This is a genomic window from Cohnella ginsengisoli (assembly GCF_029525555.1).
GTDB lineage: Bacteria > Bacillota > Bacilli > Paenibacillales > Paenibacillaceae > Cohnella > Cohnella ginsengisoli.
In genome coordinates, this window is the sequence record NZ_JAPDHZ010000008.1 from 715,366 (window position 1) to 736,766 (window position 21,401).

20 protein-coding genes and 3 pseudogenes are annotated in these 21,401 nt (G+C 60.7%); 20 read left to right on the forward strand and 3 right to left on the reverse strand.

Annotation, left to right across the window (positions count from 1 at the left end):
• The first annotated feature begins 137 nt into the window (after positions 1 to 137).
• The 12 genes and pseudogenes from OMP38_RS34165 to ftsH all read left to right on the forward strand — a co-directional run bounded on the left by OMP38_RS34165 (position 138) and on the right by ftsH (position 10,094).
• Positions 138 to 1,577 (forward strand): spore germination protein, encoded by a 1,440-nt coding sequence (locus OMP38_RS34165; RefSeq protein WP_277568985.1) that lies wholly within the window; start codon positions 138 to 140, stop codon positions 1,575 to 1,577.
• Between the two features lies 1 nt (position 1,578).
• Positions 1,579 to 2,130: a Ger(x)C family spore germination protein gene (locus OMP38_RS34170; RefSeq protein WP_277568986.1), complete on the forward strand. Its 552-nt coding sequence runs from the start codon at positions 1,579 to 1,581 to the stop codon at positions 2,128 to 2,130.
• Positions 2,131 to 2,243: 113 nt separating this feature from the next.
• Positions 2,244 to 2,591 (forward strand): annotated as a pseudogene (locus OMP38_RS36565) (hypothetical protein); the annotation flags it as partial.
• Positions 2,479 to 2,775 (forward strand): Ger(x)C family spore germination C-terminal domain-containing protein, encoded by a 297-nt coding sequence (locus OMP38_RS34175; RefSeq protein WP_477100096.1) that lies wholly within the window; start codon positions 2,479 to 2,481, stop codon positions 2,773 to 2,775. The pseudogene OMP38_RS36565 and the gene OMP38_RS34175, both read left to right, overlap by 113 nt.
• The gene (locus tag OMP38_RS34180) at positions 2,765 to 2,998 is read left to right on the forward strand and encodes a hypothetical protein (RefSeq protein ID WP_277568988.1); all 234 of its coding nucleotides are present in this window, start codon (positions 2,765 to 2,767) and stop codon (positions 2,996 to 2,998) included. Before OMP38_RS34175 ends, OMP38_RS34180 begins: the two co-directional genes overlap by 11 nt.
• 18 nt (positions 2,999 to 3,016) lie before the next feature.
• Positions 3,017 to 3,499, forward strand: coding sequence for a GerAB/ArcD/ProY family transporter (locus OMP38_RS34185; RefSeq protein WP_277568989.1), 483 nt, complete (start codon positions 3,017 to 3,019; stop codon positions 3,497 to 3,499).
• A gap of 4 nt (positions 3,500 to 3,503) precedes the next feature.
• Entirely contained in the window at positions 3,504 to 4,244 is a 741-nt protein-coding gene (locus OMP38_RS34190; RefSeq protein WP_277568990.1) for a GerAB/ArcD/ProY family transporter, read from the forward strand.
• 28 nt (positions 4,245 to 4,272) lie between these two features.
• Positions 4,273 to 5,026: pseudogene (locus tag OMP38_RS34195) on the forward strand (vWA domain-containing protein).
• Complete coding sequence (locus OMP38_RS34200) at positions 5,010 to 5,933, forward strand: protein kinase domain-containing protein (RefSeq protein ID WP_277568991.1); 924 nt, start codon at positions 5,010 to 5,012, stop codon at positions 5,931 to 5,933. The pseudogene OMP38_RS34195 and the gene OMP38_RS34200 overlap by 17 nt, the downstream one beginning before the upstream one ends.
• Before the next feature lie 23 nt (positions 5,934 to 5,956).
• Positions 5,957 to 7,405 carry a tRNA lysidine(34) synthetase TilS gene (gene tilS / locus OMP38_RS34205; protein ID WP_277568992.1) on the forward strand — a complete coding sequence of 483 codons (1,449 nt, stop codon included), beginning with the start codon at positions 5,957 to 5,959 and terminating at the stop codon, positions 7,403 to 7,405.
• 23 nt (positions 7,406 to 7,428) lie between these two features.
• A complete protein-coding gene (gene hpt, locus OMP38_RS34210; RefSeq protein WP_277568993.1) occupies positions 7,429 to 7,971 on the forward strand; it encodes a hypoxanthine phosphoribosyltransferase in 543 nt (180 codons plus the stop codon).
• A 104-nt stretch (positions 7,972 to 8,075) separates the two neighbouring features.
• A complete protein-coding gene (gene ftsH, locus OMP38_RS34215; RefSeq protein WP_277568994.1) occupies positions 8,076 to 10,094 on the forward strand; it encodes an ATP-dependent zinc metalloprotease FtsH in 2,019 nt (672 codons plus the stop codon).
• Between the two features lie 116 nt (positions 10,095 to 10,210).
• Here ftsH and OMP38_RS34220 read toward each other — a convergent pair whose 3' ends face one another.
• The gene (locus tag OMP38_RS34220) at positions 10,211 to 10,936 is read right to left on the reverse strand and encodes an RNA polymerase sigma factor (protein WP_277568995.1); all 726 of its coding nucleotides are present in this window, start codon (positions 10,934 to 10,936) and stop codon (positions 10,211 to 10,213) included.
• Between the two features lie 110 nt (positions 10,937 to 11,046).
• The gene (locus OMP38_RS34225; RefSeq protein WP_277568996.1) at positions 11,047 to 13,137 is read right to left on the reverse strand and encodes a methyl-accepting chemotaxis protein; all 2,091 of its coding nucleotides are present in this window, start codon (positions 13,135 to 13,137) and stop codon (positions 11,047 to 11,049) included.
• A 377-nt stretch (positions 13,138 to 13,514) separates the two neighbouring features.
• Between OMP38_RS34225 and nadA the strand changes: the two genes are divergently transcribed.
• From nadA to cysK, 8 genes and pseudogenes are all read left to right on the forward strand, one after another.
• On the forward strand, positions 13,515 to 14,453 hold the full coding sequence (gene nadA, locus OMP38_RS34230) for a quinolinate synthase NadA (protein WP_277568997.1): 939 nt from the start codon (positions 13,515 to 13,517) through the stop codon (positions 14,451 to 14,453).
• Between the two features lie 43 nt (positions 14,454 to 14,496).
• Positions 14,497 to 16,111: pseudogene (gene nadB, locus OMP38_RS34235) on the forward strand (L-aspartate oxidase).
• The gene (gene nadC, locus OMP38_RS34240; RefSeq protein WP_277568998.1) at positions 16,104 to 17,003 is read left to right on the forward strand and encodes a carboxylating nicotinate-nucleotide diphosphorylase; all 900 of its coding nucleotides are present in this window, start codon (positions 16,104 to 16,106) and stop codon (positions 17,001 to 17,003) included. The pseudogene nadB and the gene nadC overlap by 8 nt, the downstream one beginning before the upstream one ends.
• Entirely contained in the window at positions 17,000 to 17,764 is a 765-nt protein-coding gene (locus OMP38_RS34245; RefSeq protein ID WP_277568999.1) for a type III pantothenate kinase, read from the forward strand. The genes nadC and OMP38_RS34245 overlap by 4 nt, the downstream gene beginning before the upstream one ends.
• Positions 17,765 to 17,841: 77 nt before the next feature.
• Positions 17,842 to 18,720, forward strand: coding sequence for an Hsp33 family molecular chaperone HslO (hslO, locus tag OMP38_RS34250; protein ID WP_277569000.1), 879 nt, complete (start codon positions 17,842 to 17,844; stop codon positions 18,718 to 18,720).
• Between the two features lie 24 nt (positions 18,721 to 18,744).
• A complete protein-coding gene (locus tag OMP38_RS34255) occupies positions 18,745 to 19,059 on the forward strand; it encodes a hypothetical protein (protein ID WP_277569001.1) in 315 nt (104 codons plus the stop codon).
• A complete protein-coding gene (locus OMP38_RS34260) occupies positions 19,001 to 19,741 on the forward strand; it encodes a peptidylprolyl isomerase (protein ID WP_277569039.1) in 741 nt (246 codons plus the stop codon). Before OMP38_RS34255 ends, OMP38_RS34260 begins: the two co-directional genes overlap by 59 nt.
• Before the next feature lie 136 nt (positions 19,742 to 19,877).
• Positions 19,878 to 20,816 (forward strand): cysteine synthase A, encoded by a 939-nt coding sequence (gene cysK / locus OMP38_RS34265; RefSeq protein WP_090117803.1) that lies wholly within the window; start codon positions 19,878 to 19,880, stop codon positions 20,814 to 20,816.
• A gap of 98 nt (positions 20,817 to 20,914) precedes the next feature.
• On the opposite strand, the gene OMP38_RS34270 is transcribed toward cysK, so the two are convergent.
• Positions 20,915 to 21,295 (reverse strand): hypothetical protein, encoded by a 381-nt coding sequence (locus OMP38_RS34270; RefSeq protein ID WP_277569002.1) that lies wholly within the window; start codon positions 21,293 to 21,295, stop codon positions 20,915 to 20,917.
• Between the last annotated feature and the right edge of the window lie 106 nt (positions 21,296 to 21,401).

The window sequence follows — 21,401 nt, forward strand, 5'->3', positions numbered from 1 at the left end:
CGGGCTGCCGTGACGAGGGGCCGGCCACAAATTCCTGAATTTTCAAAAGCGAATAACAGAAAGGCATTTTTCCCATAATAATCGGGCGACTAGCCGGGTTGAAGGCGCGCCGCAGAACGGTTCGGGGCGGTGGGATCATGGAGGACAAGCAAATACCCGTTCAAACGTCCGCCGCAAGCAACGTGCTTTTCATACGGCAGTTATTCAAGCAGAATGAATATCTGATCGTCCGGGATATAAGCGCCGCGGAGAGCGGGCGCGCGATTCTTGTCTATATCAACGTGCTGATCGATGAAAAAGCGTTGAACGAATTCGTGATCCGCAAAATAAGCGAGGATCAAAGCCGGCTCGATCCGGCATCGAGGGGCACGATCCTGGACTCTTTGCATACGGTAAGCGGCGTCGAATCGATACCGCGGATCGACTTGGCGGCGGCGTTCATCGCCGATGCCGGCATCGTCCTGTTCGCAGACGACCATTCGTCCGCATACGGAATCAAGCTTCCCGGATACGAGACCCGCGCGATCGAAGAGCCGAAGATCGAGGTCAATGTCAGAGGCCCGCGCGAGAGCTTTATCGAAGATCTGCAAACCAATCTGAGCCTGATCTTCCGAAAGTTAAAAACGCCGGATTTGAAGACGGTCACTTATCTCCTGGGATCCGAAAGCCAAACGCGCGTCACGTTGCTCTATCTCGAAAAAAAAATCGACCCGGGCGTTCTAAACGAACTGAAAAGCAGAATGGATCAAATTCGTCTCGATATCTTAATCGTGAACACGCAAATCGAAGAAAGGATACAGGACAGCACCTGGTCGCCCTTTCCCCAAGTATTCAACACGGAGCGTCCCGATCGCGTCGTCACGGCTTTAAATCGAGGCAAAGCGGCGATCATCGCGGACGGTACGCCGATCGCGCTGATCATGCCGACCACCTTTTTTGAGATGATGCATCCCAGCGAAGACCTCTACGAGCGATTTTATTTCGCTAACTTTCTCCGCGTCCTCCGGATGATCACTTTATTTATCTCGTTATTCGGTCCCGCCTTGTATATTGCGGTGACGACTTTTCATTTGGAAATGATCCCGACGCCGCTGATGATGGCTTTCCTCTCTTCCAAGGCGGGCGTTCCTTTTCCGACCTTTGTCGAAGCGATCCTGATGGAAGTGTCATTCGAAATTCTTCGGGAAGCCAGTCTGCGGCTGCCGAGGGCCGTTGGACAGTCCGTCAGCATCGTCGGCGCCTTGGTCATCGGGGAGGCCGCCGTTCAATCGGGGATCGTTTCGCGCCCGATGGTCATCGTCGTCGCGATGACGGGCATTGCCTCCTTTACGATTCCTGCCTTCAGCACCGCGATTTCGTTTAGAATGCTTCGGTTTCCGTTCATGCTGCTCGCGGCATACAACGGCGTATTGGGCATTTCGCTGGGCTTCCTCGCGCTTCTTTGTCATCTGTGCTCGCTTCAGTCATGCGGCGTGCCCTTCCTGAATCCCGTGAGCGGCAAAGGATGGAGGGAGACGCTTCAAAAATTTATTCTACCTCCCGTTAAATACAGAGCCCGTAATAAGGGAGGCTCCTAGCGTGGCACCCCGCAGAAGCAATCGAGCCTTCCTCAAGGGCGCGCTGCTGCTGGCTATGCTATTTCCTTTTGCCGCCGGTTGTTCGCCTGACGTGACGGAGATCAGCGATCTGGCGCTCATCATGGCCGTCGGCATCGATTACGACCCGAAGACGGAGCTGTATACGATTTCTGCCTACAACGTCATGCCGGGCGCGCTTAGCACGGAAAAATCCGCCAAACTCGCGGGATGGGTCGTCAGCACAAGCGGCGCCTCCATCCTGGAGACCGCCAGAAATCTCAGAGGGCTCGTCGGCAACCGAATGATCTGGCAGCACAATAAATTCGCCCTGATCGGGGAAGACGCCGCCCGGCATTCCTTTTACGGCATTATGGATTTCCTGATGCGCAACCGTCAGGTCCGCTTATCGAGCTACGTGATCGTCAGCGAAGGCAAGGCTTCCGACAAGCTGAACGTCAAAGTCGCCAGCGGAGACCTGCTGTCCAACGATCTGCTGGGCAAAGTCCGAAATGAAAAAAGAATGGGGAAAAAGCATCATGCTGAGCATCCATGAAATCGCGAACTGGTACCCCAGCCCCTACAGAGGATTCGCAACCGGCAAACTAAGCGTCGAAAGGCTGCCCGCCAATGCGCAGCAAACGCTGAGCCTGCGGGGGAGGGGCGGTTTTCGATAAGGGCAAGTTCAAGCAATGGATCAAGGGCGACGACGTGCTCGCCGTTCAACTGCTGTCCGCCAAAAATAAATGGAGGGACATGGAGTTCGTTATTTCCGTCGCGCAGAACGCGAACAAGCGCGCGACTTTATTTTTTGAGGAGACCCGGCAATCCGTACATACCGGCTTTAGGAACGGCAGACCCTGGGTCGATCTCGCATTAAGCTTTTCGGCGACGCTGGGGGGAGATCGACCAGCCTTTGCCGCTCGACGACCCGGCGGAGATCCGCGAGCTCGAACAGGCCGCATCAAGAGCGCTCGAGCGCAAGATCGGCGGCAGCGTCGCTTATTTTCAGCGTGATCTTCGTACGGACGTTGTCGGCTTCTCGGATCTGTTCGCGCAGCGGCATCCGAAGCAATGGGCGGCCGCGAAGGCCGACTGGGCCGAGCTTTATCCATCGATGCCTATCAACGTTCGGGCGGAAGTGAGGATCGACAGGCTGGGCATGATTCAATATTCGAAGGAGCGAGCCGATGGTGACTAATGCGGTATGCCTGGCCGCGATCGGGTACGGGATCGGAGCGTGCCTCTCTTGCTGGAGACGGCTTCGTTTTCGCGAAGGCGCGGCTATCCTTGCTTTGTGCATCGTCGTCGCGGCTTATTGCGCGCCGGTCGTCGGAAAAGAGATGCCAACGGTGGAGTCCGTATACAAGTGGATCTATGGTCCGGTCTCCGGCTATATGCTTAAAAAACTGGGAATCGGCTAGGAGGACTGAAGCGAGCGAATGCAGGATCGTATATCCTCCGGCGCATGGATCTGCCTGATCTTCAGCTTTATTTCAGGCTTTTCGACGCTGTTTCTGCAGGAAGCGAAGCTGCTCGGGCCGGACGTATGGATGTCGTATATATGCGGCATCGCCATGTCGTTCGGCATTTTATGCGTGTTTTATGCCGTGCAGCGGCCCTATCCGGGCTTGCCTATGACCGCGGTATTCGACCGACTGCTGGGCAAGAAAATCGCCAAGATCGTTCTTTTTCTCTATTTGGCTTATATCCTTGAAATTCAGGGCGCGGCTTTTCAGGCATTGACTTCGTTCTACCGAACGGTCGTGCTTCCGAACACTTCATCCGGCCAGATTATACTGCTCATCGCATTGACGACGACTTACGCGGCGAGTCTCGGTCTCGGCACGATCGTCCGAACGGTCCAAGTGCTGCTGTCCTTCTTCTTGTTTTTTTATCCTCCTCATCATTGCGTTTATTTGTAAAGACGTGGCGTTCAATCCGTTTTTGCCGCTTTTTCAGCATGGGGCGTCGGAGATCGTTTACGGCAGCTTTCTTACTTTTTATTTTCCGTTCGGCAAATCGATCGTGTTTTGCTTTTTGTTCTCCCGCGTCAACAACGGCCGCAAGCTGCTGCCTTACACGCTGATCGCGCTGCTGCTATCGGGCCTCTATTTGTTCGCGGCGACGTACCTCTCTTTCGGTTCTTTGGGAATGAACCTTATTCAGAGCGTCACCTTTCCCTTTTTCTCGGCGATACAGCTCGTTAAGTTCGGCGAGTATCTCGAGCGAATCGAGATCGTGATCATCGGGATCTGGACCGTGTTCACGTTGTTCGAGATCATCGTGCTTCAATTTGTTTTTATGCAGGTGTTCGTCCATCTCTTCGGGATCAAGCGAGATCGCGCCTTTTGGCTGCCTGTCGGGCTGTTGTTTTTCGCGCTGGCGCACAGAAGCTTTATCCATCAGGACGATCTTTCCTTTTATAACTTTCGAATCGGTCCCTTTTCGACGCTCCTTCCTACGGTGGTCGTTCCTCTGCTGCTGTTGCTGATCTCGTTGCTCAAAAAAAGCGAACGGCCGGGTAGAAGGTCCGCCTCTCCTTGCGGGTCCGGACGAATCCCGGCGACGCCGAAGCTGATACGCGATGCTCGTTCAGCTCCTCTTCTTATCGAGCACTGCGCATCTACGACGGTTAAATCTTCCTTCTCTTGGCGACACTGGAGCTAGAATGATAGCGATAGAAGGAGTGAGGCGCATGAGACAAATCCTGCTGATCACGGACGGCTGCTCGAACGTCGGGGACAGCCCGGCCATCGCGGCGTCCATCGCGCAGGCGGAGGGTATCTCCGTCAATGTCGTCGGCATCGTGGACGAGGGAGGGATCGGCGAGCAGGGGGGCGCTCGAGATCGCCGAGATCGCGCGGGCGGGCGGCGGCATGAGCCGGATCGTATCGCCGGCGCTGCTATCCCGGACGGTGCAGATGATGACGCGGCAGACGGTGCAAGCAACGATTCGCGGCGAGGTCAATCGGGAGCTTCGGCAAATCTTCGGCGTCGATTCCGCGGCGGAGCTGCCGCCGGACAAGCGGGCGGAGATCGTGCGCGTCATGGAGGATCTGGGCGAAACGGCCGAGCTGCGCGTGGCGCTGCTGATCGACGCGAGCGCGAGCATGAAGCCGAAGATGAGAGCCGTAGAGGAAGCCGTGCGGGATCTGGCGCTGAGCCTTCAGGCCAGGCGCGGCGAGAGCGCGGTCGCGGTATTCCACTTCCCCGGCGAGCGCTCGCACGAAGCCTGTATTCTGGATTTGGACTGGACGGATCGCGCCGACCGCATCGGCCATATTTTCGGGCGCATCAGCATGAAGGGAACGACGCCGACGGGCCCCGCGCTTTTGCGCGTGGTGGAGTTTTTCAGGGAAACTTGTGGTAAACTGGAAACAGAACCGCAGCACACTGCGCCTGCGAGGCGCGACGATACGGACGGGATGCGGAGTGACTACGTCGTCTGACGCGCGCGTGCCGGCCGGAACGGTACTGCGCGGGAAGTGGAACGGACGTTCATACCGGCTGGAGCGCATGCTCGGGGTCGGGGCGAACGGGCAAGTCTATATGGCGGTCAGCGGGCTGCGGACCTATGCGCTGAAGATCGGCATGCAGCTCGAAGACCTTCAAGCCGAAGCGAACGTGCTCGCCTCGCTGGACCAGCGGGAGCGTAGGCGTCCGCCTTTTCTGCTGGACGTGGACGATGCGGAGTGGCAGGGCCGGGTCCTGCCGTTTTACGTCATGCAATACGTGCCGGGCGTGCCGGTGAAGACGTACTTGGCCGAGCATGGCGGCGCCTGGTACGGCGTCGTCGGGTATCGCCTGCTGAACCGGCTCGCGGAGCTGCACGCGGCGGGCTGGGCGTTCGGCGACGTCAAAAGCGACAATATCCTCGTCACCGATTACGGGCGCGTCTCGCTCGTCGATTACGGCGGCATGACGGCGATGGGGCGTTCGGTACGACAGTTCACGGAAGTGTACGACCGCGGCTATTGGTCGGCCGGCAGCCGAACGGCGGATCCGTCGTACGACGTCTTTTCCGTTGCCGTGCTATGGATCCACGCGCTCGACGGCAAGCGCCTGCTGCACATGACCAAGATGCTGCTGCCGCAGAACCGGCATCCGCGCGAGCTGATGGCGCTGGTCCGCAGCCATGCCGAGCTGAAGAAGATGGAGAGCTGGATGGAGCTCGCCCTCTACGGCAAGTTCAAGGACGCCCGCGAGGCGTCCGAGCACTGGCGGGCTCGCATGCGGGCGGCGGCTGAAGAGGCCGTGCACGTCAGCCGCGGAAAGGTGCCCGGATGGATGGCGGGACTGTTCGCCGCTTCGCTCTTGCTGTGCGTGTCCGCCGCCGCAATCTGGCTGCTTCAATAGAACGGGAATTGGGGGAAGTACGAGTGGAGGCGCAAGACGATTTGGCCGTTCGGATCGCGAGGTTGCTGAGGGATACGTTCGGCATCGGTCCCGGCGCGCGCATCGTCGCCGGCGTCTCCGGCGGACCGGACTCGATGGCGATGCTCCATTTGCTGCAGGCACCGGCCGTCCGGGACGGCTGGCTCGTCATCGCGGCGCACGTCAACCATGGGTTCCGCGGGACGGAGTCCGACGCCGAAGCGGCGCTCGTGCGCGAGACCGCCGCCGCCTGGGGGATTCCGTTCGAGCTGGCGGAGATCGATATGCCCGCGTATATCGAAGCGACGGGCTTGAATTCGCAGGCCGCTTCGCGGGAGCGGAGATACGCGTTCCTGCGCGACGTCGCGCGGCGCCACGGCGCCAAGACGATCGCGGTCGCCCACCATGCGGACGATCAGGCGGAGACGGTGCTCATGCGGATGCTGCGCGGGAGCGGCGTGACCGGACTGGCAGGCATCCCCATGCGGCGTGCCGAAGAAGAGTTGGAACTCATACGCCCCTTGCTGCGTATAACCAAAGGCGAGCTGCTCGCATACAACGAGCGGCACGGCGTGCCGTTCGCGACGGACAGCAGCAACGCCAAGACGCATTATGTCCGCAACGCGATCCGGCTCGAAGCGCTTCCCTATCTCGAACGGTACAATCCGGACCTGCGCGCCGGGTTGGCCCGCCTAGCCGAGCTTGCTTCGGCTGACGACGATTATATGGAGGCCGAAGCCCGTCGCGCTCTGGCCGCGGGGGCCAGGCGCTCCGGCGGAGGATGGCGGCTCGACGCGCGTCTCGTCCGGGGGTTTCACCTTGCTTTACAACGCAGAATGATTAAACTGATATTAAATGGTCTTGCAGGACCGCATGCCCAGGCTCGATTCGAGCAGGTGGAAGAGATCGTGGCGATACTGACCGCAGCGCGGCCGGACGTCGCCCGCGTCGACATCGGGGGCGGACTTGTGCTGCTTCGGGAGTATGGCTATGCGTACATAGGACCTGCGCCGGACGCGCAAGCCGGCTATGCCTATACCGTCGCGGAGCTCCCTGCGCGTACCGAACGGCTCGAGGTGTCGGTGCCGGAGTGCGGCCTTGTATTCCGGTTCAGCCGGGAGGCCGGGATCTGCGACCCTTCGCCGGGCTCCCGTTGGGAGGCCTTTTTTGACGAGGCGGAGCTTGCGTTGCCGCTCGCGGTGCGCAGCCGGATGCCGGGAGACCGAATGGAGCCATTGGGACTAAACGGCTCCAAGAAGGTGCAAGATATACTCGTCGACGCGAAGGTTCCCCGCAGCCTGCGTCACCTGAAGCCGCTGCTCATCGACGGCGACGGCCGTATCCTCTGGATACCTGGCCTCAGGCGTTCGCGCCATGCCGTACCGAAGCCGAACTCGGGGGCGGGAGCGGCCATCCGCGTGACATGTTCGGAGTCAAGCCATCATACCGTTTAATATCGGCCCGGGAGGTCCCAGCATTGCAGAATGACATTCAAGAAGTACTCTACTCGGAAGAGCAGATCCAATCGAAGGTACAGGAATTGGGAGCCGCCGTCAGCCGCGATTACGAGGGGCGCAACCCGCTGGTAATCTGCGTGTTGAAGGGCGCCTTTATTTTTATGGCCGACCTGTCCAAGAATATCACGATCCCGATCGAGCTGGACTTCATGGCCGTATCGAGCTACGGCAACTCGACCCGCTCCAGCGGGGAAGTCCGCATCGTCAAGGATCTGGACACCTCGGTCGAGGGCCGCGACATTCTGATCGTCGAGGACATCATCGACAGCGGCCTCACGCTCAGCTATCTCATCGACGTGCTCGAGCGCCGCAACGCGAAGTCCGTCCGGGTCATCGCGCTCTTCGACAAGCCGGGCCGCCGCACCGTCGACCTGAACGCCGATTATACGGGCTTCAGCATTCCCGATGCGTTTGTCGTCGGTTACGGTCTCGACTACGCGGAGCATTACCGCAACCTGCCTTACGTGGGCATTTTAAAAGAAGAAATTTACTCGAACCGCTGAGTACTGCAGCCTTCCGATGGTTTTTCCGCGCAGCCGCGCGTTTTATTGAGATACCAAGACAGGCTATGGTAAAATGATGAAAGCGTGTCGGGAGGAGGTCAGGGATGAATCGGTTTATCCGGAATACGGGATTTTATTTGCTTATATTTTTGGTGACCGTCGGCATCGTCCAGTTCTTCATCGGCAAGAATACGACGACCGAGCCGCTCACCTACAATCAGCTCATGACTGCGATCCAGTCGAAGACCATTCAGGACCTCGAGATGCAGGTCAACCGCGGCACCTATCTGCTGACCGGCCACTTCAAGGAAGGGCAGACGCCCGAAGGTCACAAGGGCGATGCATTCTCGACTCGGATTCAGACCGAGCGCGACGCCAACGCGATCAACGACGCAGCGGTAGCGCAGGGCTTCGAACTTAAGAACAAGGCGATGCAGGGCGAGAGCTTCTGGCTGACGTTCCTCACCTCCATCATACCGTTCGTCATTATGTTCATCCTGTTCTTCTTCCTGATCAATCAGGCGCAGGGCGGCGGCGGCAAGGTGATGAATTTCGGCAAGAGCAAAGCCCGTCTCTATAATGAAGAGAAAAAGCGCGTGACGTTCGAGGACGTAGCGGGCGCGGACGAAGAGAAGCAGGAGCTCGTCGAGGTCGTCGAATTCCTGAAGGATCCCCGCAAGTTCGCCGCGCTCGGCGCGCGCATTCCGAAGGGCGTACTGCTCGTAGGCCCTCCGGGTACCGGTAAGACGTTGCTGGCTCGCGCCGTAGCGGGCGAAGCCGGCGTGCCGTTCTTCAGCATCTCCGGTTCGGACTTCGTCGAGATGTTCGTCGGCGTCGGCGCATCCCGCGTCCGCGACCTGTTCGAAAACGCGAAGAAGAACGCGCCTTGTATCATCTTCATCGACGAGATCGACGCCGTCGGCCGTCAGCGCGGCGCAGGCCTCGGCGGCGGACACGACGAGCGCGAACAGACGCTTAACCAATTGCTCGTCGAGATGGACGGCTTCGGCGCGAACGAAGGCATCATTATCGTCGCCGCGACCAACCGTCCCGACATTCTCGACCCCGCGCTGCTTCGCCCGGGCCGCTTCGACCGTCAGATCACGGTCGACCGTCCGGACGTCAAGGGTCGCGAGGCAGTACTTAAGGTTCACGCGCGCAACAAGCCGCTGAACAAGGACGTCAAGCTGAACACGATCGCCAAGCGGACGACCGGCTTCACCGGCGCCGACCTGGAGAACCTGCTCAACGAAGCGGCGCTCCTCGCGGCGCGCAAGAACAAGAAGGACATCGCGATGCAAGAGGTCGACGAAGCGATCGACCGCGTCATCGTCGGTACCGAGAAGAAGAGCCGCGTCATCAGCGATCGCGAGAAGCGCATCGTCGCTTATCACGAATCCGGCCACACGATCGTCGGCTTCTTCCTGGAGCATGCCGACATGGTGCACAAGGTGACGATCATTCCGCGCGGACGCGCGGGCGGCTACGTCATCATGCTGCCGAAGGAAGACCGCATGCTGGTCACGAAGCAAGAGCTGCTGGATAAGGTCACGGGCTTGCTCGCCGGCCGCGTCGCCGAAGAGCTGTTCATCGGCGAGATCGGCACGGGCGCATACAGCGACTTCAAGCAAGCGACGGGCATCGTGCGCAGCATGATCATGGAATACGGCATGAGCGACAAGCTCGGGCCAATGCAGTTCGGCGCGACCCAAGGTCAAGTGTTCCTCGGCCGCGATATCGGCCACGAGCAGAACTACTCGGATGCGATCGCGTACGAGATCGACCAAGAGATGCAAATGATCATCCAGACTTGCTACGATCGCGCGAAGAAGCTGCTCACCGAGAAGAGCGCCGAAGTGCACCTGCTCGCCAATACGCTGCTCTCGCAAGAGACGCTCGAATTGGAGCAGATCAAAGCGCTCATCGAGAAGGGCGACATCAACGCCGCGAACGATGGAGACGGCGGCGATTCCGGCAGCGAGCCGACCGGCGTTGAGCCGACCATCGACACGCTCGGCGGCAACGTCCGCGTCCGCATCACCCCGCGCGACGAAGAGTCGAACGCCAATCAGACCCCTCCGAACCCGGATCAACGGAACGACGAGGACAACGAGCCGAAGTAACTTTCACACAAACAAACCCGCGATTCCGCTGCTCGGTGCAGCGGATCGCGGGTTTTGTTTTGTTCGATCAAGTAGGGGGGGACCTTCGCGGATCACCTCGCTGAACGATGAAGCGGTTAGACAGTCATGGTTAGCGAGATAAAACGCACTTTTCCGCTCTCGAAAAGCAGGTGAAAACGAAGGTTATCGCCGATTCGGTAACTCCATTGCGTCTTCGTGCGGGCGTTTGGCAGGCCGAGTTTGGCGATAACCTCAGCTTGCGTCAGTCCGACTTTAATTCCGTCTGAAGTAGTATAGGCTTCTCCGCCAGTCGTAAAAATGATCGTACCGGACAATTTAATTACATCCGGATGTGCGTTTTCGCGATCGGGCAGCATTAAAGATTGAATTAATCCTCGGGCTCCCAGGACACCATCGAAGAAAAACGTGCCGGAGGATAGCGGGAGAAATTTCTTTTCCCAACCGAGGTAGTCGAGACCGTCGATGCTGAACCGGCTCCGCTCGTAGGTTGTTTCCGTGATTTCGGATGGACCGGCATCATGCGCTCGGTCATCGATGCGTTCCATCAGCGTGACGCGGCGCAGGAAGGCAGACCGCAAACGATTGATGGCCGTATTTCGCGCGATCGACAGCAGCCACGTGCGAACGGAAGAAGCGCCACGAAACGTATCGATCTTTCGGTAGGCGGCGAGGAATACGTCCTGGGATACGTCGTCCGCGAGATCCCTGCGTTTGGTGAGGACAAAGGCAAGGTTCCACACCTCGGACCCGTATTGCAGCATCAACTCGCGAAGCCCGCCGGCGTCCATGTTTTCAATGTAGGGCCAGTGGGTTTCATCCAAGCCAGCAACACCTCCATCGGATTAGACACCGCAAATGCGCAAGAGGTTCCGTTTTAGACAAAAAAAGGAACCGGGACGCACGCTGGCATCCCGATCCCTGATCTCGCGAACTACAACTCCGTCTTAAACCTTGCTACATCCTCCTTCAGCTCGGAGACCAGCTCGACGAGGCGCGCTGCGTGCTCGGACACTTCTGCCGCAGCAGCCGCCTGCGCTTGAACCGAAGAGGCGATCTCCTGCGAGGAGGCCGCCGTCTGCTCGGAGACGGACAGGATCGTATCGATAGAAGAGACGACGATGCCTTTTTGAGAATCGATGGCGGCGATCGTGGAGCGTTCTTGAGCCACGTGCGCGAGCATTCGCGCGATTGAAGTTTGGATTTGGTTCATCGCGCGGCTAACGTGGGACACCGCGTCCTTCTGAATGCCGTTCACTTCATGGGTGCGATTCACGACCTCCGCGAGGCTGCCGGTCTGCTCCAGTACGCCGGTGATCGTCCGCTGAATCTGCATCGCAGAGTGACGGGCTTGCTGCGCCAGCCGTCTGACCTCGTCCGCGACGACCGCGAAGCCTCGGCCATGCGCGCCCGCTCTCGCAGCTTCGATCGCGGCGTTCACGGCCAGGACATTCGTCTGCTCGGCTATATCGGAGATCGCCCGGGTGACGGACGAGATCGATTGCGATTGCGCGCACAGATCGTCGACCATGCCGGCCACCCGACCGAACGCTTGCTCGAGCTCCTCGAACGAAGCTTCCAGATGCGCGGCGCTAGCGTCCCCGTCCCGAACCTGCACCTCCGACGTCGCGAGCTCGCGTTCGATATCGGCGGATTGAACCGTCAGCGTGCCGATCTCCCGGGTTAACAGGCGTACGGCTTCGGCGCTTTTCTCCAGTTCGAGCGTCGTGCCAGCCGCGCCTGCCGCGATCTCCTCGGTCGACCGGGCGGCTTCTCGGCTGGTTCTGCCGTTTTCTCCCGAAATGACCCTAACGCCGTGCGCCGTCTCTTCGACGGAGGACACGCCGACATTCACTTTCCCGATCAGCGATCGGACGCGATGCAGCATCTCGTTGTAGCTCGCAGCCAAGTCGCCGAGTTCGTCGTTTGCCGCATAGTCGAACTCCGCGGTCAGATTCCCGTCCGCCGTCCTGGCGATCGTCCTGCGGAGGGCATTAATCGTACGCAAGAGCCGCGTCGCAATATAGAGGGCGGCCAGGGCGCCGATGACGAGCCCGATGACAAGGGCGATCGCGCTGATCTGAACAAACCCTTGCAAACTCCGGTCAAGCGCCTTTCGTTCGGTGAAGGAGACGACGTTCCAGTTCATCGAGTAAACGTAAGAGACCGTGCCGGCATATCGCACGCCCTGCCATTTAAACGCGATATCCTCCCGTTTGCCGGCGGCTACATCCTCGACCCACGCGAACGTTTTTTTCATCTCGCCTGCATCCTTGAGTGCGTCGGCCGTGCCTTCCGTCCGTCCGCTCGCGTTCGGATCGATATTTTTTCCTTCCATTCCCTTCATGAAGGAAGTGACGACGAGGCCGCGGTCATCGAAAAGGATCAGCTTGTTTTTGCCGAACGATTCGTTCGATTCCCGCAGCGCGCCGATTCCCGCGAGATCGATATCGTAGCCCGCGGTGCCGTACAGCTCCGAGCCCTTCATGACAGGCGTCACTACGGTGACGGTCATCTTGCCGGCGGCTGCGTCCAGGCGGATGCTCGTCCATGCGGTGGATTTCTCTTGCGCGACGAGCCGGTATAGCGAAGATTGCCGATCGTCAGCCGGGGGATTCGCGCTCGAAGACGCCAGCGTATGCCCGTCCGAGGCAGGAATGAAGAAGACGTTCTGCAAAGAAGGATCCTTGGCCTGTGTCGCCTGCAGCAGCAGCGCAATCGGTTGGGCCGGACGACCGGCGCTCGCGGCCAGCGCCCCGATGGACAAGGAGAGCTGCTCGAGCGATTTTTCGTATTGCTCGGTCAGCATCCGCATTTCGCGCGTCGCGCTCTCGACCTGTACCGCATTGGCATTGGCAAAGGAACGTTGAAGCGAGCTCCTCACGGTAGCGAATAGCATCAGCGTGCTGGCGGTCAGCGAGAGAAATACGGCAATACAAATGAGGAGCATCCATTTCGTGCGCAGCGAATATCTGCGGCGGTCCTGCCGGTGCAGCGAAGCGGGGGATGCGGGAGAGGAGGTCAATGTCTAACGCCTGCCTTGTTGGGAAATGTTTGAAGTCACTCCTCATTCTAATAGACGGCGCAGATTAATGAATGCGGTTTCATAACGACTAATTTGCGATGCGCTGGAATTTTTTTGCGATCGACCTTCCGGCATGCGCGGAGGAACGCGTGTTCCCGATTGTTTCCGAGCCTCGGGAAGCCGATAAATCCACGTAAAACTTCTTGCGGAAATCTGTGAACATTCATTGACAGTGCCCCCCGGCAAGTGTAAATTTATTGTTGACTCACCGACGGCGGTTGCGATTTTGGCAACCCGTTTTTGTTAAACGGCCTAATTTGTGCTTATTTTCACAATTAAACATATCCAGGCGTCAACGCCGCAGGAGGAGACTCACCATGGAAGCTTTAGCCCTTGAACGCAAAGCGGAGCAGAACCGCGAGCTGCGCGAGCGCCTGGCGCAGCTGAAGAAGGAACGCAATGCCATCATTCTGGCTCACTATTACCAGCGCGACGAGATTCAAGAGGTGGCCGACTTCCGCGGAGACTCGTTCCTGCTCGCCCAGAAGGCCGCGCAGACGGACGCGGACGTCATCGTGTTTTGCGGCGTTCACTTCATGGGCGAGAGCGCCAAGATCCTCGCGCCGCACAAGACCGTGCTCGTCCCCGACGAGCGCGCGGGCTGCCCGATGGCGGACATGGTCAATCCGATCGGCCTGCGGGAGCTGAAGGCGAAGCATCCGAACGCCAAGGTCGTGACCTATATCAACTCGTCCGCAGACGTGAAGGCCGAGACCGATATCTGCTGTACGTCGGCGAACGCGGTCAAGGTCGTCAACTCCGTCGAAGGCGACGAGGTCATCTGGTGCCCGGACAAGAACCTGGGTCACTACGTGCAGCAGCATACGGACAAGAAGATGATCATCTGGGAAGGCTACTGCAACACGCACGACATGCTGACCGTCAAAGACGTGTACGAGATGCGCGCGAAGCATCCGAACGCGCAGTTCGTCGTGCATCCGGAATGCCGGCCCGAGGTCGTCGAGCTGGCCGACTTCGTCGGCAGCACGACCGGTATCCTGAAGTATTGCCGCGAATCGAGCCACAAGGAGTTCATCGTCGGCACCGAGGACGGCACGGGGTACCAGCTGCGGGTGGACAGCCCGGACAAGACGTTCCATTTCGCGAGCAAGTTTCTCGTCTGCCCGAACATGAAGGTCAACAATCTGAAGAAGGTCGTCAAGGCGCTCGAAACGATGCAGCCGCAAATCCACGTGCCGCAAGACGTCGCCGACAAGGCGCGCCTGTCGCTCGAGCGCATGCTGCTCGTCAAGTAACCGAGAGAGACCAATAACTTCAGGCGGGGAGTCGCAGAGGGCCATGATACCACGTTATATCGTCGATTTCGCTCCGGCGGAGCTAGATACCGTACAGACGGATATGATCATTATCGGAGCGGGGATCGCGGGCCTGTTCACGGCGCTTCAAGCGGCCAAAGACCGCCGCGTGCTCATGATCACGAAAAAGTCGCTGTTCGACAGCAACACGCGTTACGCGCAGGGCGGCATCGCGGCCGTCATCTCGGAGGACGATTCGCCGGAGTTCCACCGCCAGGATACGTTGATCGCGGGCGCGGGGCTATGCGACCCACAGGCCGTGGACGTGCTCGTGCACGAGGGGCCAGACTGCGTGCAAGCGCTGATTCAGTACGGCACGCACTTCGACGAGGAAGACGGACATCTCGCCCTGACCAAGGAAGGCGCGCATAGCCAGCGCCGCATCCTCCACGCCAACGGCGACGCCACGGGCTACGAGATCGTGCGCGCGCTGGCGGAGAAAGTGCAAAGCGTGCCGAATATCGAAGTGTGGGACGACCACTTCGTGCTCGACCTTCTTACCGAGGAGGGCGAATGCGTCGGCGCGCTCGTGCAGAAGCCGGACGGCTCTCGCGTCATCGTGCGGGGGGGCGGCCACCGTACTCTGCTCCGGCGGTACCGGGCAGCTGTACCGCTACACGACGAATCCGGAGGTGGCGACGGGCGACGGCATCGCGATGGCTTACCGTGCAGGCGCGGTCATTCGCGACATGGAGTTCAATCAGTTCCACCCGACTTCTCTTTGCTATCCCGGCGCGCCGCGCTTTCTGATCTCGGAGGCGGTACGCGGGGAAGGCGCCGTCCTTCGCAACATTCGCGGCGAGCGCTTCATGGATAAGTACCATCCGCAGCTCGAATTAGCGCCCCGCGACATCGTAGCCCGGGCGATCGTAAGCGAGATGGAGCTGACCAAGTCGACTTACGTTTATATCGACATTACGCATGAGACGCCGGACCTGATCAAGCACCGGTTTCCGAATATTTACGAATTTTGCCTGAATTACGGCCTCGACATGACGACGGACTGGATTCCGGTGGCGCCGGCTGCCCATTATATGATGGGAGGCGTCCGCACGGACATGAACGGCGAATCGAGCATCCCCCGGCTGTTCGCCTGCGGCGAAGTATCGTCGACGGGCGTGCACGGCGCGAACCGGCTGGCGAGCAACTCGCTGTCCGAGGCGATCGTCTTCGGCCGCCGCATCGTCGAGCGGGTTCGCTCGCTCGAGCCGCTTGCGCGCGAAGCGCATACCGGATATGCCTCCGAGCGGATCGGCGCGCCTGCGGGCAAGATGGCGGAGCGCCGCCTGAAGCTTCAGAAGCTGATGGTACGCTTCGCCGGTCTCAGGCGGGAGGCCCACGGCTTGACCAAGGGGCTCGAGGAGCTGCGACGCCAGGCGCCGCTGTACCAGACGGAGATGACGACGCGCGAGGAGTTCGAATACGCGAACCTGCTCACCTGCGCGACGTTGATGATGGAGGCCGCCCTCATGCGCGAAGAGAGCCGCGGGGCGCACTACCGGGAGGACTTCCCGGACAAGGACGATCTGTTCTGGCGCAAGCATACGCTGATGCACAGGGAACGGGGCATCGGAGAGGAGTTCATAGGCGATGTTTGAATCGGAAAAAGACTGGGAGATCGCGGGACCCGCGGTCGACGCCGTCAAGGCGCAGCTGAGGGCCTGGCTGGCCGAGGATATCGGCAGCGGGGACGTCAGCACGATGTCGACGGTGCCGGCGGGCCACCGCTCGAAGGGCATTATCCACGCCAAGGAGGCGGGCGTGCTGGCGGGCATGCCGCTCATGCGCCTCGTCTTCGGCGTGATCGATCCGTCGCTTGCGATCGATTCGCGGGCGCATGACGGGGACCGCGTCGAGCGCGGCACCGTGCTCGCGGTCGTCGAGGGCGCCACGCACAGCATCCTGACCGGCGAGCGCCTCGCGCTGAACCTGCTGCAGCGGCTGTCCGGCATCGCCACCAAGACCCGCGTCTACGTGGACGCGGCCGAAGGCTATCCGGCGCGGATCGCCGATACGCGCAAGACGACGCCGGGCCACCGCACGCTGGAGAAGTACGCGGTCCGCATCGGCGGCGCGAGCAATCACCGCTTCGGCTTGTACGATGCGGTCATGATCAAAGATAATCATATTAAGGCGGCCGGCGGCATCTCGGAGGCCGTCGCGTCGGCGAAGTCTCGCATCCCGCACACGATGATGATCGAGGTGGAGGCGGAGTCGCTCGAGCAAGCGATCGAGGCGGCGCGCGCCGGCGCGAACGTCGTCATGTTCGACAATATGTCGCCCGGGCAAATGAAGGCGGCCGCAGTCGAGCTGCGCGGCATCGCGCCCCATATCGTATTGGAAGCGTCCGGCGGCATTCGTCCGGAGCGGGTGCGCGAGGTGGCGGCATCCGGCGTAGACGTGATCAGCGTCGGCGCGCTCACCCATTCGTTCAACGCGCTGGACATCAGCCTTGACCTGAACGAAGTCAAGAAGGGGGAAGTCTCTTGATTCTGGTCGTCGACGTCGGGAACACCAACATCGTGCTCGGCTTGTACGAGGGGTCGGAGCTTCTCCATCATTGGCGGCTCAGCACGAACCGCTCGGCGACGGTCGACGAGTACGGGATCATGCTGACCAACCTGTTCAGCATCGCGGGCGTCCAGGCCGCCGAGATCGACGGCGTCATCGTCTCGTGCGTCGTGCCGCCGCTCATGCCTACGCTCGAGCGGCTGTTCGCCAAGTATGCCGGCCGCGAGGCGCTGGTCGTCGGACCGGGCATCAAGACGGGTCTCAACATCCGGTACGAAAATCCGAAGGAAGTCGGCGCCGACCGGATCGTTAACGCGGTCGCCGGCATCGAACACTACGGCGCGCCGCTGGTCGTCGTAGACTTCGGCACGGCGACGACCTTCGATTATATCGACGAGGCGGGCGCTTATCTCGGCGGGGTCATCGTGCCGGGCATCGGCATCTCGGCCGAAGCGCTGTACCAACGCGCCGCCAGGCTGCCGCGCGTCGAGCTGGCCAAGCCGCGGGCGGTCGTCGGCCGCAACACGGTCGCCGCGATCCAATCCGGCGCGATCTACGGCTACGCCGGCCAGGTGGACGGCATCGTGAAGCGCATCTGCGCCGAGCAGCGCTGCACGCCGCGCGTCATCGCGACGGGCGGTCTCGCAGAGCTGATCGCCGGCGAGTCGGAGACGATCGAGGCGGTCGATTCGATGCTGACGCTGGAAGGATTAAGAATCATCTACGAACGCAATCTATAGGAATCCCGGCCATCGGTCGCCCGTTCTCGCGGGCGGACGAGCCGGCCTGCGACAACAGAGGCAAAGGAGCGGATGAAGTGACGGACGAACTGATTAGAGGCACCGCGTGGGGCGGCGCCGTGCGCGTCTTCGGCGCGAAGACGACCGAGCTCGTGCGCGAGCTCCAACGGAGGCACGACACGTTTCCGACGGCTTCGGCCGCGCTCGGCCGGACCGCGACGGCGGCGGCCATGATGGGCTTCATGCTCAAGGGAGACGAGAAGCTCACCGTGCAGGTGAAGGGCGACGGACCGATCGGCCAGATCGTCGTCGACGCCAACGCCGCAGGCGAAGTCAAGGGCTACGTCGACTATCCGCATACGCATCTGCCCAGCAATAGCCTGGGCAAGCTGGACGTATCGGGTGCGGTGGGCAAGACGGGCTTCCTCAACGTGACCAAGGATCTTGGTCTTAAGGAGCCTTACCGCGGCAGCGTGCCCCTCATCTCGGGCGAGCTGGCCGAGGACTTTACGTATTACTTCGCGGCATCCGAGCAGACGCCTTCCGCCGTCGGGCTGGGCGTCCTCGTCGATACCGACAACGCCGTGCTGCATGCGGGCGGATTCGTCATCCAGGTGCTGCCGAACATTACTGACGAGCAGCTATCGCGTCTTGAGCAAGCCGTTTCGGCGATGCCGCACGTCACCGCACTACTTGATCAAGGCGAGACGGCCGAAGGAATCTTGAAGTTCCTCGTCGGCGACGATCTGACGATTCATGACACGATTGAGCCCAAGTTCGTCTGCGGCTGCTCGCGCGAGCGCGTAGAGCGCACGCTCATCAGCATGGGCGAAGCCGACCTGCGCAAGCTCATCGACGAAGATGGCCAGGCCCAGGTCGAGTGTCATTTCTGCAATGAATCTTATTTATTCGACGGCGAGCAGCTCCGCGAGATTCTGGAACGCGCGTCTTCTTAATATGGCAGAGGGAGGGATACGGCCATGTGGCAGACGAAACGGCTGGGGAAGCCGATCGTTCTGCTTGCCCTGACGTGGGCGCTGGCTGCCGAGGCCGGTTGTACGGCCAAGCCGGCGCACACGGCGGAGCCGCCCGGCACCGAGCCGATCCCATCGGGTTCGATGACGGGAGCTCCGGGAGGAGCGGGCGACACCGTGGCGATCGTAGGGGGAGACGCGCATCACGCGCCGGCAGCTGCTGGACGCGCTGCTGAATTCGTACGGAGAGCAAACGGTGCGGATGATGATGCTTCGCGTGGCCGTCCAGAAGGAAGCGCAATCCGCGGGCATCTCGATTAAGGAGGACGCGGTGGATCAGGAGCTTCGCAAGGCGAGCGAAGGCTATGAGAGTCTTGAAGCTTTCTATGATGCCAGGAAGCAGCAGCTTGGCATGTCGCGCGAGGACGTGCGCGAAGATATCCTTTATAAATTGCAGCTTGAAGCGCTCGCGGTCCGCGGCATTCAGGTGACGGAAGCGGACGTGGACCAGTATATGAGCGATCATCCGGAGGCATTCGCGCCGAAGGAGGAGCTGAAGCTCTCCCATATCGTCGTGGGCCGGCAGAAGGACGCCGAGCATCTGGTGGACCTGCTGCAGCAAGGAGAGGACTTCGCGGAGCTGGCCGCCGCGAACTCGCAGGATGCGGATACGGCCTCTGACGGCGGCAATCTGGGCTGGGTAGAGGCCGACGATCCGTTCATCGCGCCTGAGCTGTTGGCGGCGGCCGCGAAGCTGGAGATCGGGGGAAGCCGCAGGGCCGATCCGCACGGACGCCGGCTACGAAGTCGTGCTCGTCGCGGGCCGGCGAGGCGCGGGCGAGCAGGATGCGCAGGCGGTGCGGGAAGAGGCGAAGCGCGAATACGCACTGTCGGTGGCGCCGCCGCTGTCCGAGGTCGAGCAGTCGCTGCTGGACAAGTACGGAGCCAAAGTGCTGGATGGGGCGCTTCAATTTTAGGCGCGCGTTTAGGCGCACGGATTTAGCCGTACGGAATTATCCTTCTATTGACATTCATGTGCAACGTTGATAAGATGAGAAAAGATAAAAGCCGACTGAAATTGTCGGAAATACGGGAATGGACGAGGCCGTCCGCCATTATCCAAGGAGGAATCATTCGACATGGCAAAAATCGTGCAGAATATCACGGACCTGATCGGGGATACGCCGCTCGTCCGTCTGAACCGCATCGTACCCGAGGGCAGCGCGGAGGTTTACGTCAAGGTCGAATATCAGAATCCGGGCGCTAGCGTCAAGGATCGGATCGCCATCAGCATCGTCGAAGAAGCCGAAAAAGAAGGCAAGCTGAAGCCGGGCGGCACGATCGTCGAAGCGACCAGCGGCAACACCGGCATCGGCCTCGCGCTCGTCGCTGCGGCGAAGGGCTACCGTGCGGTCATCGTCATGCCCGAGACGATGAGCCTCGAGCGCCGCAACCTGCTTCGCGCCTACGGCGCAGAGCTGGTGCTGACGCCGGGTTCCGAAGGCATGAACGGCGCCGTCAAGAAGGCCGAAGAGCTCCTCAAGGAGAACCCGGACTACTTCCTCGCCGACCAGTTCAAGAACAAGGCGAACCTGAAGATCCACCTCGAGACGACGGGTCCCGAGATCGTCGAAGCGATCAACTCCCTTGACGGCAAGCTGGACGCGTTCGTGGCGGGCATCGGCACGGGCGGCACGATCTCCGGCGCCGGCAAGGTGCTGAAGGACAACTTCCCGGGCGTCAAGATCGTCGCCGTCGAGCCTGCGGCGTCTCCGCTGCTGTCGAGCGGCAAGGCCGGCCCTCACAAGATCCAAGGCATCGGCGCGAACTTCGTGCCTGAGATTCTGGATCGCGAGATCTACGACCAGATCATCGCCGTCGAAAATGAAGACGCGTTCGAGTGGGCGCGCACCGCCGCCAAGAAGGAAGGCATCCTGTGCGGCATTTCCTCCGGCGCGGCGATCTTCGCGGCGCTGCAAGTGGCGAAGGAGCTCGGCGCCGGCAAGCGCGTCGTCGCGGTCGTTCCGTCCAACGGCGAGCGCTACCTGAGCACGCCGCTGTTCAACTTCGACAACTGATAAAGTTGGCCGACGATCCGGCCGTCCTTTGGGGCGGCCGGATTTTTGCGTTGGGCCGAGGAACGCAAAAACGGAGGGCCTCGGCCCTCCGTTTGCGTCTATAGCGCGCCGGCTTGCCGGCAGATCTCCACCGCTTGGTCGTAGTCTTCGTCGTCGACGATGGCCGTCAGCAGAATATCCCGCCCGGTCACCCGGTTGTCCGGCCCGCCCGAGCTCATCCCGCTGGCGCTGACGCTGGCCGCGGCCAGCACGGCTGCGTCGGGGTTGTCGAAGTCCCCGCCCAGCGTGATGAATCCGAGCCCGCGAAACGTACCTGCGATCGTATTGCCCAGCTGGTCGAGATGCTCCATACCGGCGCCCGGATACCCGTCGAACCGGTCGATCCCATGCTCGATCAAACGCAAAGACTTTAGCCCCTCCAGCGCCTGCCTGGCTTGGTCCGGCGTGTTGAAATAAGCGAGCACCGCTCGTTCTGCCATCGCGTCGTCCTCCTTTGGCCGGCGCCATCTACGCCGGCATAATCCACCGTAGTATAGGCGCGGGCGAAGGCGGCTATGCGGGCGCACGGACCTAAGAATATCTCGC

Bases quoted from the DNA above. Each gene is read 5' to 3' on its own strand.
- OMP38_RS34255 (WP_277569001.1), top strand. From the start codon at position 18,745: ATGTGGCAGACGAAACGGCTGGGGAAGCCGATCGTTCTGCTTGCCCTG.
- OMP38_RS34165 (WP_277568985.1), top strand. From the start codon at position 138: ATGGAGGACAAGCAAATACCCGTTCAAACGTCCGCCGCAAGCAACGTG.
- cysK (WP_090117803.1), top strand. From the start codon at position 19,878: ATGGCAAAAATCGTGCAGAATATCACGGACCTGATCGGGGATACGCCG.
- OMP38_RS34260 (WP_277569039.1), top strand. From the start codon at position 19,001: ATGATGATGCTTCGCGTGGCCGTCCAGAAGGAAGCGCAATCCGCGGGC.
- nadA (WP_277568997.1), top strand. From the start codon at position 13,515: ATGGAAGCTTTAGCCCTTGAACGCAAAGCGGAGCAGAACCGCGAGCTG.
- OMP38_RS34180 (WP_277568988.1), top strand. From the start codon at position 2,765: ATGGTGACTAATGCGGTATGCCTGGCCGCGATCGGGTACGGGATCGGA.
- nadC (WP_277568998.1), top strand. From the start codon at position 16,104: ATGTTTGAATCGGAAAAAGACTGGGAGATCGCGGGACCCGCGGTCGAC.
- ftsH (WP_277568994.1), top strand. From the start codon at position 8,076: ATGAATCGGTTTATCCGGAATACGGGATTTTATTTGCTTATATTTTTG.
- OMP38_RS34270 (WP_277569002.1), bottom strand. From the start codon at position 21,295: ATGGCAGAACGAGCGGTGCTCGCTTATTTCAACACGCCGGACCAAGCC.
- OMP38_RS34185 (WP_277568989.1), top strand. From the start codon at position 3,017: ATGCAGGATCGTATATCCTCCGGCGCATGGATCTGCCTGATCTTCAGC.